The organism is Marinobacter sp. B-21 (assembly GCF_056857895.1).
On sequence record NZ_JBSXNZ010000072.1, the window covers coordinates 1 to 15,402 of the forward strand.

The window sequence follows — 15,402 nt, forward strand, 5'->3', positions numbered from 1 at the left end:
GCGTCCGCCGGGCGGTCCGCCAGTACAACCGCATTGCGCCCGGTCAGCCGCCCTTGCCCTGTGTTGAAGAAAGAGAGACGGCGGCCGTCGATGAAGCGATCAGCGTCAAACCGGGGGGTGTAGACAAGGTCAAGATTGGCCCAGCTGGAAAAAGCCGAGACCTTCAGCGCGTCCGAGGGCGCCTTGAGGTACTCCACATCCCGGCCAATAAAAAACGAGACCCAGTCCTTGGGAAACAGATCGTTGATGAACACCAGGTCGCCGGTTCCCCAGGTTAGTATCTGGCGCCCCAGCTTGACATCGGTATCCGCGCTCGGCGAAAACACCAGGCTGGCCTCGCGCAGGTCGAAGGCGCCCTCACCCGATTCCAGGTCCATCGCCCGATCGTCGTCCAGGTCGTCATAGAGAAAATCGCCGGTAAGGCGCAGCGTTGCTCCCTGGAAATACTTCTCCGCCTCAAGCTGCAACCGGGTCTCGGCGATGGAGAGATCGCGCTCGTAAGGATCATCGCCCAGCCGGGTTCCGCCCCGGGCTTCCCAGAAGCCACGCAGGCGAAATGGCAGCGCCGCCGCAGCCGGTCGGTCGGTGGTTTGTTCTGCCCCGGCCTCACCCCCGAGGCCTGCCGGCAGGGCCGGTTCCTCGGTATCGCTGGCTGGCGCGCCCAGCCCCTCCGGCAGCTCGGGCGCAGCCGCCCATAGCGCCCCGGGCGCCACACCGAGACCGATACCCGCCAGCAACATGCCCCAGAGCAGGCTTCTGGTGTTCATCCACGCCCTCCTGCCCTCAGTGCACCGGTGGTCACTGCAAGTACTCCTTTGGTGCCCGGCGCAGGTAGCGCTCCGAGAAGACGTCTTCCGGCAGGCCCAGGTCATAGTCAATGCCAGTGTAGGTCAGCTCCGTGGTGCCGCCGCTGCGCAGGTTCTCCATCCTCGCCTTTACGACTGTGGGGTAACCCTGCACCTTCTCCACCGCCAGCGCGGTGTAACGCCGGTAGAGGTTGCCACTGTCGTCGACATACTCGGTGCGAACCGGCAGGAAGGACTGCTTGTGGATATAGACATCGTAGTAGGCGAATTCAACCTCCCCGGGCCGCCTGGGTGTGTTGCGCACTACGTAGTAGTTGTCCGTGGTCTCGATCAGCTCGTGGCTGTCGTCATCAATACTGCGCCCCGAGATATCCTCGTAGAAGAAATCCGAGCCGACGAAGCTGGTGCGTTTGTCGGAAGCGGCAATTCGCTTAACCAGATCCAGCGCCGGCAGGTACAGCCAGCGGTCGTCGTCCCGGTCCTGGTGTTTCCACACCAGCAACGTCATCTGGCTCACATCCGCCGGTCGCCGGAAATAGACATAGTACTTCTGCTCGCCACGGTAGGCGCTCCCCTCAATGGCATCTGTCTCCGGGCCGTCCCGCCGCAAAATGGTAAGCTCGCGACTGCGGGTACGCCCCTGGCGGTCAGTGATGGTCATGGCGACCCTGGCGCGGCCATCACGCCCCTGGAAGTAGGAGACCATATTGGCACGGTTGACAATGCGCTCCACCGAGGGCGCAGCGCCGGCATCCTGGGCCAGGGCAATGGGCGCGATGCCCAGCGCCATCACCATCAGGGCCAGCTTTCGGAACAGGGTAACAAGCCAGTATCTACTCATTGCACGCCTTCCTCTTGGTTTTGCGGATTCGGGACGGCCCTGTGGGCGCCGGGAAACAGCCACCGTTGCAGCAGGGTTACCAATGCCGGCAGGATCAGCAGTGTGCTCAGGCCGGCGGTCAACAGAATGGCCGCGATAAACACCCCCACCGTCTGGTAGGGCACAAGCGGTGCCGCCAGCAGCGGCAGGAAACCAACGCCAAGCACGATGGCGTTGCGGGTTATTGCCCGTGCCGGCTCGCCGAACATCGGTGCCACCGAGCGACGCCAGGAGCCTGTCTCGGCCTGGATGGCGCGGGCGCGGGCCAGGAAGTGGATGGCGTAGTCCACGGCGAGCCCCAGACTCAGGGCGCTAAGCACGGCGACCGGCATATCGTAGTTCTTGCCGATGATACCGATCAGACCGTAGATGGCCCCGATGGTCACAGTCAGAGGTATCATGCACAGCAGCCCCCATAGCAGCGAGCGGAACAGCACAGCCATCAACAGCAGCACAACCACGAAACTGCCGAACAGGGCCATGGCCATGCCGCTGACCATTTTGTCCTGCCAGACCACATTGATATAGTTAAGACCAAACCAGCGTGCCTGGATCGACGCCGGCGGAGGATTGGCCGCAATGAAGTCGTCGAGCGCCTGAACCACCCGGCTCATGTCCCGGTTATCGCCACTGGTGAGCTGAACCCAGATGCTGGCACGGCGGTAGTCGGGCGTAACGAAGTGCCAGAGGTCCTGGGGGCGATGGCCATTCTGGTAAGTGAGCAGGGTCTGCGCAACCGCCGCCGGACTGTCCGGAATGCGAAAGGCCTTGGCATCGCCGCCCAGAAGTTCGCGGTGGACGGTTTTGACCAGATCGGCGACGGAGTTGGACTTGCCGACCACACCAGTCTCGCCCAGCCGCTGCTGCAGCCTGGCGATGTAGCGCAGGACCTCGGGGCGCTTGAAGGTCTCGTCGGGCCGGGCCGCGTCATCGGCCTCCGGAACCAGCGCCAGATAGGCCATGTAGGTGCCGCCGAAATGTTCGTTGAGCACCCGGTCCGCCACCCGGATGGGGTGCTCGGGCTCGAACCACTTGACCGGGTTATCGTTGATACGGATCTGGCTGATGCCATAACCCGCAGCCACCACCACGACCATGGTAACCACCAGCACCGCCCTGGCGTGGCCGACCACGCCCTCGCCGAGGCGACGCAGCCAGCGCCCCATGACTGTATCCCGGTCCGGATCCCCGGCGGCGTGACCGAAGCCGGTGAGCCGCCGCTCCGGCATCAGCATGATGTAAGCCGGAATGAAGGTCACCGTGCACAACCAGGCCAGGAACACACCGATCGCGATAAAGATGCCGAACACCTGAACCGGCGGGATCGGGGTGAGTGCCAGTGACCCAAACCCCGCCATCGTCGTCAGGGTGGTGAACAGCATCGGTTTGAACAGTATCCCCATAACCTCCCGGATGGCCCGGTGGCGGTCCCGATGCTGGGGATAGCGGTCGAAGAATTCCGAGAGGATATGCACCGCGTCCAGCACCGCAATGGGCATGATGAATACGGGGATCATCGAGCTCATGATGTGGACGGTGCTGCCGCTGATCACCAGCAGCGCCATGGTGCTCGCAGCCGCCACCATGGCCACGATCATCGCCGAGGTAATGAGCCGGACGTGGCGGAAGAACCACCACATCGCCAGGAAGATGACCAGCATTGCCAGTGGCGCCGAGATCGCCATCTGATAGAACATCTGCACACCGAACGTGTCCTCCGCCACGGGCAGCCCGGTGATGTAGACCTCATCGCCGGTATCCTTCCAGCCAGCGACTTTGTCAAGCAGGGCTTCGCGGATCCGGTAGCTCATGTCCTTGCTGGTCAGCGGCAGGTAAAGGGCGACTGCCCTGCCATCAGCGCTTACCAGGGTATTGTCGAACAGCGGGATGCGTTGCGCCCGCTCAAGAATCGCGAGCGCCTGGTTGCGGGTATCCGGCGGCTCTGGCATGAGCCAGCTGAAACGAACCGAGCCGACCCCCTCTTGCTCAATGTTGTCGACCCGCGAGAGCGCGAGCATATCCTCCTCGACCACGCCCTCCTGCCGGCCCGGGTTGTCCGGATCGGGCCACCTGAGCGTACTGGCATACTCCGTCAGTTCATAAATACGCCGCAGCGAACCGACATTGAATACCCCGTCAGGGTTGCTTTCGTTGACCACACCCACCACGACCATGTCATAAAGCGAGAATTGCTCCTTCATGTCGTCGTGGAAAACGCGCAAGGGTTCGTCGGCGGAGAGCATGTTCTCCGGGTCGGTATCGATGGTCAGCGGATTAAGCAGACCAAACCGCTCGGGCCAGACGCTTGGCAGCGCCGCCAGCGCCACCAGCATCAGCGTGACGACCACCATGGCCCAAACGGTCAGTCGAGGACGGTCAGTGGCGAACTCTAGCCAGGAACCCTCGGTCTTTTCAGCCATTTACAGCGCCTCCGCAAGTCAGTCGAAGGCGGCGCCGGGCTTCTTGCCCAAGGCCTTGAGGATCTTCGCCAGAGGGCAGAATCCGCTGAAGGCAGCCTGCAGCATGTTGGCGCCCACAAACGCGGTGAACCACAACCAGTAAGGTGAGTGGAGCTGGGAAAGAGCCAGACTTACAAGAATGAAAGATCCTGCGAATGCGAGTACAAGGCGGTCGATAGACATATGCCCCTCCTGTTATAGTAGCGCGTTCCGGCACTTTCAGCAGATTGCGCGCTGCGCTGGCTGCGCTGAAAGCAACCGTACATAATACCTGGCATGGCCACGTGCCGGACCACGGAAAGCCGGGGCCTGCCAGACGACGACGGGCAACACTTGACTACCTGACCAAGAACACCCGATCATCTGAACCAAGCCTAACATATTCACGATTGCAGAGCTATGAATGTATGAATAAAAATCAGATGTCGGAAGCGGCGGATCAGGCCACCAATCTGCTAAAGGCCCTCTCCGGACGGAGCCGGCTGATGATCCTCTGCCAACTGATCGACGGCGAGCAGGCGGTGAGCGAGCTTGCGGATGCACTGGAGATGCGCCAGGCGGCCGTCTCCCAGCAACTCGCCCTGCTGCGCAAGGACGGCCTGGTATCTGCGCGCCGCGAAGCGCGGACCATACACTACTCCCTGGCGGGAGAGGAGGCGCGCCGAATCATAGAAGTTCTGTATGAGCTGTTCTGCGATACCGACGCACTATAAAAAGCAAGCCTTTACCATGGCCGCAAGAGAAACTGATGATGCCGGCGAAGCGGAGGGATTGGGCCACGCACCCCGCGCCCGATCTTTTGGACACTGGCGAATCACGCTCATCGAGTGAGAGCCCTTCCTGAAGTTGGTTTACGCCTTCTCGTACATCTGCCCTATCGTCGCCAGTGGCAGGAACATTCGCAAAGGGTTTGAGGGGAGGGGCTGAAACCCAAACGCCAGGTAAAGTCTCTGTCTTCGCTCAACCGCTTCCGGGGTTCCGCAATCTAAAACGTCCAGCAATACGAGCGCGGTGCCTATTCGATGCGAGGCCAGATAGGCCCCCTTGAGCGCATCTGCGAGAAGTAGGCTGCCCAGTCCCTTTCCCTGAGCATGGGCCGTCACGCCCATCATGCCTATAAAGGCTGCTGGAATTTGGCCGTCAGGCAATGAATAACGCCGATATCGGCTGGGGAGGTTACTGTAGTTCACGGTGTGCGCGTTGATCGAATAAAATCCCAGAATGTCCTCTGGGTTGTCATCGGGATTCAACGCCACAAATACCCTCGCTGTGCCACCTTTCATGAGCTTCGAGGCTGTTTTGCGAAGAAAGTTGTCAACCTGCTCAACCCCGGATGTAAAAGCTGATCGATCATGTTTGTTTGTATCGAGGGGCTCAATAACAATCGCTGGCGGCATCAGCGGTTGTCCACCTGTTCCTCATGCCGGGCAAAAGCCGCACTCAGCTTTTCAGTGGGAGCAGGCGGGTTATCCAAAGCATCGAAAAAGGCTTGATGATCCTCCGGCTCCAGGTGCGTCACTTCATGCGCCTGGATCGTTGCTATCGCCCTCTGGTATACCGCGTTGATCGCAAACGATGACATATCCTGACCAGTGAGCGCCGCCGCCCGCTCAACCGTTTTTTTGATCCGCTCAGTCGTGCGAAAGTTGAAGCGAGCGGTATTACGCTGATTGGCCTTGAGGCCGCTGTCAGAATTCGATGATGGCAACATGGACATTTCCTCACCAACGCCAGAGATTTTTAAATTGTACGCCTGATCGGCGTACATTTATAGTGTTTAAGTATTGCCTGAATTCGTAACTTCGCACGGTTTGAATTGCCTACAAAGCCTGCAATGGCAAAACTCCCGAAGGTATAATGGCACCTGATGTTCATTCACCCAGTCAGTGCATCGGCCCATGCATACCTTTGTTCTCCTAGCCCGAGCCCCTTGCTGGGGCCGTCGCCCGGCTCACCGGCCATGGCGAAATCGACAACCGGCGCAGTGTTGGTGGCAACACCGCAGCGAAGCGGAGGGGTTGGTATCCGGTGCATGGCATTGATGTGGTGGCTAACGGCCAATGTGTCAGGCTGCGGACCTACCAACCTTCCAGCTTGATCCCGTTTTTCCTCAGATATTCTCCTTCTCTCTCCAGGTATTCATTTACCCACTGAGAGTAATCCGACTTTTTGTTATTGATTGGCTTGGCCTCATACCGCCCTACCTCAATCGCATTTTCCGCACTATTCATGATCCAGACAACCACTGTTCCGCCCGGTGCCAAGCCAAAAACAAGGTTATGTCGGGAGCGCTCAACGATCTCACCATAACGCTCAAATGAAGCTGTTTCCTTCATTTTCTCCGCAATCCCATCTGGGTTTTCCAGCTTAATCACCGCCTCGTAGGATTGCTGCTCCGCGAACGAAAACCAGCGGATAAGAAACAGTTCTGGTGTCGTCTGCCATTTTGCACGGGAAAGTGGCGGACTTTTCCAGCAACAAGAGACGATTCCAAAGGGGCGACGCCAACCTATATTTTCTGACAGGGACTCTATAAAAAATTTATCTACCCAGACTTCATAATGCTTGGGAGCAACAACGCCGATACTTCGATAGGTGGAGGTGGAGTTGGGGCCATGCTTTGGCCCTTCCGATTCCGTTTGCTCCGAGCAGCCCAGAAGTATCAAGACACATAAGCTGAGTGCGAGATGTTTAATACTTATGATAGCCCTCATCAATTCACTGCCCCTTTCACTGTCCCTTGTTCGAATGGACGGCACGTCGGCCATACCTGGCTGGCTGGCTGGAGGGGATACAGCGGTCCGAGCCTCAGGTAATGATCGGAATGATGGATATACCGTTGCTTCGACCTGTGTCGGCATCGTGGGCGGAAATATCCAGATTGCCCAAATCGGCGACTGCAGCGACGGTGTCAAACAACCCGAGGAAACGAACGGTGACTTTGTCAGGCCAGGGAATGCCCTCCCGCTCAAAGGCTCTGACCAGTGCCCCTCTATACTCACCATGTAAAGAGCCGGTCGTGTCATGAATCTCCCGACTGACGAAATGCCGGGCCGTTGCCTCTCCACGACTGAAACCAAACACGTCAAAAACCAGTTCTTCGATTGACTCCCTGACAGAGTCACCAATTGCAAACGCGAGTTCTCCGCAGCCTTCGTCTATCTTTTAAAGTATGCCTTGTTCGCCAAGGCCAAGCCCCATACTCGGACCGTCATCGGGTTCACCGGACTTTGTGCCTACTCCGGGCACATAGGTTGACAGCCTGAATATGCTCTCGCCATCTTCACCTTGGGCACCGGTCCGTTGGTACAGGTTCTCAAGCTTGGAGACATTGGTTTCTGCGTTGAGGTAACTGCCTTCCAGAATCTGTGACAGCTCATTGCTGCACTCTTCTTCTGACATAGCCCCGGTCGCGTTGGCCGTCAGACATTCGTCCATTTGTTGCTGGTAGGTTTGAGTGTTGTCGCGGTTATTGCCCGTGCCATCAAAAAAGATGCCAGCCTCTACCCGTACCTTCGGGCGACCCTCTTCTGTAGGTGAATCATCCAGTGATTCGTCGGGTAAGCCCTCATCAATCAGTGCGCCTTTCTGGGCAGCCCGGCGCACAAACTCCTGCGGGTCCTTGTCCAGCAACTCTTTGGCGCCTGGCGTAAGCTGGCCTTTATCATCCAGCGCACCGGCCATGGCAAAATCCACAACCGGCGCAGTGTTGGTGGCAACGCCGAGAATGACCCGTGGATTGCCACTGACTATCGAACCACCGTGACTGGTGGGGCTGCCCAGATAGGCCACCGGCATACCATCGGCCAGTGCCAGCGGGTAGCCCTGGGTAATAACGGCGCCGCAGCCGGCAACATCGCCCACCCGGGCAATGGGCTTGCCTTCAACTAGGATGCTAGAGCCGTTTGGCAAGATAGGGGAAGAACCGTGCCCTTTGATCGGGCAGACGTGCGTATCACCGAAGCAGGCGGCAATCAGATTGCTCATGGTCAGAGTTCCTTACTGTGAAGAGTAGCGTCCTGGCTACCCACGAAAAAAAGCGGGGCAACGCTTGCATACACCAGGCCCGCGTTGCCCCGACTTCAACTGCTATTTGCCTGTGAAGGCCTCGCGCATGTATTGAACGATGGCCTCTGCCTGCTCCATGGTCAATGAACTTATGCCGCCCTTGGCGGGCATCGCCATGGACGAGCCGGGGCTCTTGAACCCCTCCATGATGTGAGTAGCCAGTACGTCAGCATCCTTGGACAGCCGGCCATCGCTCTTGGTAAAGTCCGGAACGCCGGGCAGCTTGCCCTTTCCGTCTGCGCCATGGCAGGCAACGCACGTAGAGTTAAAGAGTTTTTCGCCGGCTTCCACCTGGTCAGACGAAGCCGCAGCTCCGGCTGAGTACGCAAGGATCCCGGTGGCCAGACTGGCGATCAGAAAAGATGACGTTTTCATTTATCACCCCCCTTGTTATCTGCGGGATCATTGCTCTTCTGGAGAAAGGCTGTTATGTCCCGCACTTCCTGCCCGGTTAAACCCGCTCTGATGCGCATGTGAATCACGCTTGGCTCCCAGACATCGTCACGAAGCTCGGCCGGGTCGCGCATGTTGTGGCACCGTGAGCAGTTGTCGGCCCATGACTGGGCGCCCCGGATGAATGCCATGGGATCGTCTGCGTCCTGAGCCGCTGCCGAGCCTGCGCCACCGACAACAAGCGCGGCGACTAATACAGCGTTACTGATGAGGTTCCGGTTCAATAATTTCATGCTAATACCCTCTTAAAATCCGTAAGCCAACTGAACGTTGAAGCGCTTGTCATCGTCAGTAGCGTTGTCATCGTAGTCATCCACGGTGTAGGCCGCCTTGATGATAACATTGTTAGTGAACAGGTAATTCACCCCCGCAGACCACTGGGAGCGGTTTGCATCGGCATCCGGGGTGTCCAGGTCACCCAAGCGGACAACGCCTTCCCACTTGGTATCCGGCACCCGGTACGCCGCCTGCCCGTACCAGGCTGTGTATTCAAGCTCTTCAGCCGCCGCACCACCTAAGATCGTGCTGTTGGCTTCGCTTCCCACGGTCTGCTGAATAAATTCACCGCGCAGTTGCAGGGTGGCAATGTTGTAAATGGCGTCTGCACCCAGAACGGTGTAATCACGGTCTGGCTCTCCCTGTGCCAGCTCAGACACGCTTCCCTGGCCTACTCCCATCTTGCCAAACGCACCGGACAGTCCCAACTCCAGCGCCGGCACCGGCAGGAACCCCACCCGGCCACCGTACACAAAATTGCCATCGGCATTGCCTGCGGCAGGCTCGCTTTCCAATTCCACTTCACCATCTGCTGGATCAACAACAAGTGTCGGGCCGTTCGAGGTGTACAGGGCATAGTTGGCGCGCATCGACCCGCTCAAGGGAAAACCGCCACGCAACTGAACGCCCAGGTCGGCAAGCGGTGCCGCGCCTCCCTCGCCAAAGCCCACGGGTACAGTCGGCAGCTTGTTGATCCAGCTTGGGTGGACATTCTGGCGGAACTGGCCAATGGGGCTCAGAAACTTACCCGCCACCAGCGCCATGTAGTCGTTCAGCATGAGATCGATGGTCGCATATTCCGCTGCGATTTCAGTTTCACCATCTGCATTCGTATTGACTTCAAGCTCGCCTTCAAACAACACCCTGTCGGAAAACTGATAGTGAAAGATCGGCGCAAATCGCGCGGACGTAAAACCGTCCTCTTGCCCGTCGGAGCCACCCACGAAATCAACGTTGCTGTACCCGGCCATATGCCACTTGTTCACCGTATCGAGATTGTTGCTCTTGACATCTTCCCGCAGGGCCGCCATCTGCGACTCAAGGTTGGCAATTTTTGATTCGGTGTCTTCGTTTGCGATCGCGGCCCCGCTTGCGAATACGGAGGCTGCCAGCGACAGCTTAATAAAATGGAGTTTTTTCATAGGTGCACCCTTCTGGGTTAGATGAAGAGACGTATATAGCTGTTCCGGAAAAAGGCTTTCGAAAAGCTACTGATCCAAAACATGAACAATTAGACACCTTGAAACCGAAACGAAACTGAATTTTTTGGCCTGGTCGCTCCGGCCTTGATTCACGTCAGTTTTTATTCCCGCCTGGCGGCAAAAGCCCCGGGCCCCTGCCTCCGCGGCGACAAAGACTTGATAATTGTCACGCTGCACTATCCGAACCCCAGGCCCTGCTTCCAGACCGCAATCGACCAATACACGTGTCTGGCCGGTTTCAACCAGGAACCTGGAGCCGGTCGCGGTCTCCGTTCCACCCGGGAATGTGATGTTCATCTGCGCTCATCCTCCGCCTGATTGAGAAAATGCCGGATCGGTGCCCGGAAATCAGAGCGCTGCTTCAGTGGATGATCAGAGGTCGTCCATTCGTCCGACCTGACGGGCCAGTCGCATCGATTCGTTCTGTTCCATGGTTAACAAAGCCTGGAACAGCTCCCTTGCCTCGGGAATCTCCGCCCGGTCCGCCATGGCTTTATAGAGGTCGGCGATCTGATCATGAAAGTCGAATACCTCCCGGCAAATACCCTGGAAATCAAGCTTTGCGTACGGCTCATCACAGGTACGGTGAGTTTTGACGGGATTATGCGAAAGGTAATCAAAGACTCTTGTTTCTAGCGCCCTGGAATCCCCCTGACGTTCAAACTCGCTCACGATCCGCTCCATTTCGGACTCATGGGCCGCCAGATAGTCCAGCAGTGCCCGGGCCCGCTCCTCTTCATTTTTTGTCGCACAGTGGGACAGACAACTCGCCAGGTGTGAGTGCAGATCCCGCGTCCAGTCAATCAATTCACCAAAGGTTCTGATATGCATTTCGTTGTCCCCGCTTTGTTTGGGTTGATGGCTTTGTTTGGGTTGATGATTGCCAGCCCGGTATAAGGTTCCCTGTTCGAAGTAAAACCCTGCAATCTGAACTCACCCTGAAAACCAGCAAAAGAAAGTAAAATTCCGGCCCTGGCACTGGTTAATATGATTTGCATCAATCCCATACCACACCGGGGGCGGCAACTCATACTGCGCTGAACCGAAACTGAACAATCGCCACTAACTGATCCGGATCTGACAGGAGTCAAGTCTGGATCATTTCATGGACACTCAATACCTTACTGCTTGACATGTGAGTGGCTCAGAGGTTTTATGATCCGATGCGGCTTCATCGCCGGGCCACAGGGCCGGGCAGACCGGATATCCATTCATATTCACCGGCAGTGCCGGCGGCGCCTGGCCACCCCCGGGGCTGGCTGTCAGGAGATCAGCATGAGAAAATCACTTGTCGCAGGCTTGCTCTCGCGTGCCATCGCTTCCATAAAACGATACGAGGTCTGACTATGCCCGACCTGGCAAGCTGGGGAATCCTGGCCGCGTTCCTGGGCGGACTGGTGTCTTTCTTCTCGCCATGTACATTACCCCTTGTGCCCGGCTACCTGTCCGTTGTTACCGGCGGCGCCGTTAGTGAGGCATCAAACCGCCTGAAAGCCTTGTGGCTGAGCTGCTGTTTTGTCCTCGGGTTCAGCGTGGTTTTCGTGGCGCTGGGCGCAAGCGCCAGTCTTCTGGGGCAATGGCTGATGGCCTACCGGCAGGAAGCCAATCTGGTGGCGGGCCTGCTGATCGTGCTGATGGGCCTGTTCATGCTGGGCTGGTGGAGCATGCCGGCGCTGCAACGGGACTGGCGCCTGGGGCAAACGCTCGAGGGAGGACGCCCCACAGCGGCCTTTTTGCTGGGTATCGCCTTTGCCGTCGGCTGGACGCCCTGCATCGGCCCGATACTCGGAGCCATACTGGCGCTCAGTTCCACCCACGCCAACGCAGAAACGGGCATGTTGTACCTAGCGGTGTATTCGCTCGGCCTGGCACTCCCGTTTCTCGGAACCGCGCTGTTCATCGAGCATTTTCGCAAGCGAGTGCGCGGATTCAGCCGCTGGAGCAGGCCGCTAAGGGCACTGGCGGGCCTGGTGCTGATCATCATGGGCATAATGGTGCTGACCGGCCAGATGACCTGGTTCGCCACCTGGATGCTGTCGACCTTTCCCGTGTTGGGAAGGCTTGGCTAGTGTCCCAGGTCGGCTGGAAGCCGGTAGAGCCTTGTTGCGCCTTCCCCGGCCTTACTATCTCCACCTCGGCTTCCTACCGAGAAAAAGAACAGCCCGCCGCTCCCATAGGCCGGCTTCGCCGAGCGGGGTATGGATACCCTGGATCTTCCCAGAACCGATGGCGAGCCCGGGTTTGCGTCCAGCCAGTCGATAGCGACGACATCCCTGGGACCTGCGGCCTCCGCAGGGCTCGGGCGCTGCGCAATACCCACCATGGGGCGCGAAACCCTATCCGCCCCTCCAGTGCCGCCGACAAACGGGTTACCCAGGGACAGGGTTCTTGTCGGACTGAAAATCAGTTCCGGGTTTACCTCAAACCGGATTTCCGAGCTGACAAGAGGGTCCATATCGTAGCTGAGCTGCAATTCCGGGCCATTGCCGGAATACACAGAGGCTTTACCGTCAAACGCACTTACAAAAGCCAGATCGCCGCTGTCTGTCTTGCCCAGAACCCGGGAGCCCAACACCCTGAAACCCGGCGTCAGGGCGCTGAATGTGTCATTGGCGCTTTCCGCCATCTTCTCTTGCCCCGGCATAACCGTGTAAATCTTTGACCCGAAGCCGTGCTCTGCCGTATAGGACTGCCCCAGAATGGTGTCACTCCGCCCATCCAGGTCGGTATCATGCACGCCCATCATCAATGGCGAAAACCCGACCAACATGGCTCGGTCCCCGTCAAGCCTGACAACAGAACCTGACACCCGGTAATCATCCCATTGGTTGACCAGCAGATAAAGCTCACCGGCACTGCTATACCAGTCCATGTAAATGATTCTCTCGCCACGTGGAATATCAACCACGGCGATTTCGCTTACAGAGCCATCGGACCGCCCCGAAAAAAACCTGATTGTCTGCTTGTCTTCCAGTGCCACGACATAACGCCCCGGGATTTCATGGACCGCAATCGAACCTGCCCGGCCCGGCAACTCAAGAGCAAGCTCGGCCTCCGCCTCTGCCGCAACACGAAAACTCTCTTCCTTTGAGTATGAAGCTGCGCCGATATCAATCATCCCGACCAGCCAGGTTTGGTCATAGGTGACAACTACCCTGCCCTTGCTTATTAACTCGAACGTCAGAGAGGGCTCTGCCTTGCTTTCCTCATTTTCCCAGACCAGGCGTGGAAACATGGATTTCAGTTCTTCTTCCACGGGCCCGCTTTTTTCGGTTGTACTTTTAATTACGGCCGGCAAAGGGCCAAACCTCTCCACAACGGCATTTACACCAGGCATGGGCCCGGACAGCAGCTTGCCAACGAATTCTTCCGGATTAATCCGTAAAATACCGATTACGGACCGGCGGTCACCGACCATACTGGCATCGCCGTTCTGAACGGGTTTTGCCGTAACGAAAACATCCCCCACCTCGACGACATTATCGTGCCGGTCTATGTAAACAAGACCTTCGTCCTTGTCGATCCGGCTGATCGCGGAAACAAAAGGGTCGAAGCGCTCACCTGCGAAACAGAGCTGTCCGGTTATTGTAAAAACAATTAAAACGACAAAACGAAAGATCCGGACGCTGGCACAGCTGATTACATTCGTCATACAGGGACTCTTCGAAAGGAATAAGGTGCGAAGCGTCGGCTTCGCACCTTCTGGTCAGTTAAAACTTATACCGGACGCGGCCGGCAACATGCACAATGTCCTTATCACTCTGGCCGTTTTGAAGCGCGCCTTCCTCAAGTGCATCCACTGCATCTCCCGCAAGCAGATAAGCCGCTTCCGCCGCAATTTCCAGGGACGGATACGGAAGATAGCTCACCCGTCCACCGAACTCCAGGCCCAGATCTTTTGATGAACTCCCGTCAGCCAGCGTAATGGCTTCCGCCAGCCGGTTGTACACCAGCATTCCACTGAGCTTTACGTTAGGCCTGACCTTGTGATCGAGCTGGATCTTGTTCATGAAATACCCCTTATCCAGGATATAAGGAGTCTCGGCGAAATAGTCGTCGTCCGTCATATTTTCCTGGAAAATCATGCTGTCCGTCAGATCGACGTCCGTGGATATGAACGCATCGAAATTGGAATCCTGCTCATTGCTGTCTCCCGATGCATACACCATTGTGTAGGTGACTGTATTGGGACCAAATTGCAGGCCAAGCTCGCCACGGCCCAAAAAGGTGGACAGGTCATAGCTGGTGTTTGGGTTTTGAGCCCCGTTTAAAGGTTTAAAATTAACACCCTCAATCGTTCCCGTCTGCGCGATGGCTGTACCCTTGAGGAAAAGCCGGCCCGCCGACGTCTCAGTGTTGTAGTCGAAGGTCGCGCCCAGATTCGACACTGAGTATTCTGAGTTATCGGCGATATGCTTCAGCTCATATTTCCTGCTCTCGACAACACCGAAACCATTTGCAACCTGATTGTTCATCTGATAAAGATAAAAAATTCCGGCATTCAGGTTGGGTGAAAACTGTTTATCCAGGTTCAGCGCAAAGTTATCAGCGCCATCCCATCCTTCATCCTGCGGGGAGTCGCCGGAGCCTCCTGCGTTGGTGGAGTCACCGCGCCCCCACAGAAGCTGATAGTCAATACCGGACTGAAGCTTCCCGGTCAGCACGGCTGCGGTTGCCGTCTCGTTCCAGACATGGGCGTTAACCGAAACCGGCTGCAACCCGATCTTCAGGTGCTGATCAACGGTATCGGGCAAAACGAAGTCGACGTAAGCCCAGCGAGTCTCGATATTTTTACCGTCACCGGAATACCCCCCCCCCTTTGAGCTTTCGCCGAAGCGAACGCCGCCGATTTCGGTTGCAAACACGCCCTTGACCATTTCATTGTCCGACGTGGCGGTGACCCAAAACCGGTACTTTATCTCACCATAACTCTCGGTGGGATCGCTTTCTTTCAGCGTTCCGCCACCGGAATTACCTGTTCTGAACCAATCCCTCTGATTGGTGTATGCCTGAAATCGGTTGTTCATGTCTCCATGAAAATCAAATTCGGCCGCCATTACAGGGTTTGGAGCATACATAGCGGCTGCTCCGAGAATCGCCAGGTAAAGCGGGCTGCGCTTAAGTTTCAGTTGCTTCATTGTTATCCCTATTATTAGTCGTCTTATTAGTCGTCAGAAGAGCTCAGCAAACGGACCTAATGGTCGGTCATTCCGCCGTGTCGCATACAGCAGGGCAACCAACCTCCTGCTTGCAGGCAG

The 15,402-nt window shown here is 57.3% G+C and carries 17 protein-coding genes and 1 pseudogene; 2 read left to right on the forward strand and 16 right to left on the reverse strand.

The window, feature by feature from the left end:
- From AC13C0_RS10255 to AC13C0_RS10270, 4 genes and pseudogenes are all read right to left on the reverse strand, one after another.
- Window positions 1-767: pseudogene (locus tag AC13C0_RS10255) on the reverse strand (hypothetical protein); the annotation flags it as partial.
- Window positions 768-798: 31 nt separating this feature from the next.
- On the reverse strand, window positions 799-1,647 hold the full coding sequence (locus AC13C0_RS10260; RefSeq protein WP_482954337.1) for an outer membrane lipoprotein-sorting protein: 849 nt from the start codon (window positions 1,645-1,647) through the stop codon (window positions 799-801).
- Window positions 1,644-4,106 carry an efflux RND transporter permease subunit gene (locus tag AC13C0_RS10265; protein WP_482954338.1) on the reverse strand — a complete coding sequence of 821 codons (2,463 nt, stop codon included), beginning with the start codon at window positions 4,104-4,106 and terminating at the stop codon, window positions 1,644-1,646. The genes AC13C0_RS10260 and AC13C0_RS10265 overlap by 4 nt, the downstream gene beginning before the upstream one ends.
- An 18-nt stretch (window positions 4,107-4,124) precedes the next feature.
- Complete coding sequence (locus tag AC13C0_RS10270) at window positions 4,125-4,328, reverse strand: YgaP family membrane protein (protein ID WP_053113999.1); 204 nt, start codon at window positions 4,326-4,328, stop codon at window positions 4,125-4,127.
- Window positions 4,329-4,552: 224 nt separating this feature from the next.
- Between AC13C0_RS10270 and AC13C0_RS10275 the strand changes: the two genes are divergently transcribed.
- Window positions 4,553-4,858 carry an ArsR/SmtB family transcription factor gene (locus AC13C0_RS10275; protein WP_341582646.1) on the forward strand — a complete coding sequence of 102 codons (306 nt, stop codon included), beginning with the start codon at window positions 4,553-4,555 and terminating at the stop codon, window positions 4,856-4,858.
- Between the two features lie 138 nt (window positions 4,859-4,996).
- Here AC13C0_RS10275 and AC13C0_RS10280 read toward each other — a convergent pair whose 3' ends face one another.
- From AC13C0_RS10280 to AC13C0_RS10325, 10 genes are all read right to left on the reverse strand, one after another.
- Complete coding sequence (locus AC13C0_RS10280) at window positions 4,997-5,542, reverse strand: GNAT family N-acetyltransferase (protein ID WP_341582648.1); 546 nt, start codon at window positions 5,540-5,542, stop codon at window positions 4,997-4,999.
- The gene (locus AC13C0_RS10285) at window positions 5,542-5,913 is read right to left on the reverse strand and encodes a type II toxin-antitoxin system TacA family antitoxin (protein ID WP_341582650.1); all 372 of its coding nucleotides are present in this window, start codon (window positions 5,911-5,913) and stop codon (window positions 5,542-5,544) included. The genes AC13C0_RS10280 and AC13C0_RS10285 overlap by 1 nt, the downstream gene beginning before the upstream one ends.
- A 107-nt stretch (window positions 5,914-6,020) precedes the next feature.
- Window positions 6,021-6,206, reverse strand: a complete 186-nt coding sequence (locus tag AC13C0_RS10290; protein ID WP_482954339.1) for a hypothetical protein — start codon at window positions 6,204-6,206, stop codon at window positions 6,021-6,023.
- A gap of 17 nt (window positions 6,207-6,223) precedes the next feature.
- Window positions 6,224-6,859: a DUF2931 family protein gene (locus tag AC13C0_RS10295; protein WP_482954382.1), complete on the reverse strand. Its 636-nt coding sequence runs from the start codon at window positions 6,857-6,859 to the stop codon at window positions 6,224-6,226.
- Between the two features lie 94 nt (window positions 6,860-6,953).
- The gene (locus AC13C0_RS10300) at window positions 6,954-7,229 is read right to left on the reverse strand and encodes a hypothetical protein (RefSeq protein WP_482954341.1); all 276 of its coding nucleotides are present in this window, start codon (window positions 7,227-7,229) and stop codon (window positions 6,954-6,956) included.
- A gap of 81 nt (window positions 7,230-7,310) precedes the next feature.
- The gene (locus AC13C0_RS10305; RefSeq protein WP_482954342.1) at window positions 7,311-8,132 is read right to left on the reverse strand and encodes a PAAR domain-containing protein; all 822 of its coding nucleotides are present in this window, start codon (window positions 8,130-8,132) and stop codon (window positions 7,311-7,313) included.
- Window positions 8,133-8,234: 102 nt separating this feature from the next.
- Complete coding sequence (locus AC13C0_RS10310; RefSeq protein ID WP_482954343.1) at window positions 8,235-8,588, reverse strand: c-type cytochrome; 354 nt, start codon at window positions 8,586-8,588, stop codon at window positions 8,235-8,237.
- The gene (locus AC13C0_RS10315; RefSeq protein ID WP_288944969.1) at window positions 8,585-8,899 is read right to left on the reverse strand and encodes a c-type cytochrome; all 315 of its coding nucleotides are present in this window, start codon (window positions 8,897-8,899) and stop codon (window positions 8,585-8,587) included. Before AC13C0_RS10315 ends, AC13C0_RS10310 begins: the two co-directional genes overlap by 4 nt.
- A gap of 12 nt (window positions 8,900-8,911) precedes the next feature.
- Window positions 8,912-10,084 (reverse strand): porin, encoded by a 1,173-nt coding sequence (locus AC13C0_RS10320; protein WP_482954344.1) that lies wholly within the window; start codon window positions 10,082-10,084, stop codon window positions 8,912-8,914.
- 432 nt (window positions 10,085-10,516) lie between these two features.
- Window positions 10,517-10,975 carry an ATPase gene (locus AC13C0_RS10325; RefSeq protein WP_117618265.1) on the reverse strand — a complete coding sequence of 153 codons (459 nt, stop codon included), beginning with the start codon at window positions 10,973-10,975 and terminating at the stop codon, window positions 10,517-10,519.
- Window positions 10,976-11,490: 515 nt separating this feature from the next.
- On the opposite strand from AC13C0_RS10325, the gene AC13C0_RS10330 reads away from it, so the two are divergent.
- Complete coding sequence (locus tag AC13C0_RS10330) at window positions 11,491-12,213, forward strand: cytochrome c biogenesis CcdA family protein (RefSeq protein WP_482954345.1); 723 nt, start codon at window positions 11,491-11,493, stop codon at window positions 12,211-12,213.
- Here the strand turns inward: AC13C0_RS10330 and AC13C0_RS10335 are convergent.
- Together AC13C0_RS10335 and AC13C0_RS10340 are read right to left on the reverse strand one after the other, a co-directional pair.
- Entirely contained in the window at window positions 12,210-13,796 is a 1,587-nt protein-coding gene (locus AC13C0_RS10335; protein WP_482954346.1) for a hypothetical protein, read from the reverse strand. The two genes, AC13C0_RS10330 and AC13C0_RS10335, sit on opposite strands and share 4 nt — an antisense overlap.
- Before the next feature lie 58 nt (window positions 13,797-13,854).
- Window positions 13,855-15,282, reverse strand: a complete 1,428-nt coding sequence (locus AC13C0_RS10340) for a hypothetical protein (protein ID WP_341582664.1) — start codon at window positions 15,280-15,282, stop codon at window positions 13,855-13,857.
- Between the last annotated feature and the right edge of the window lie 120 nt (window positions 15,283-15,402).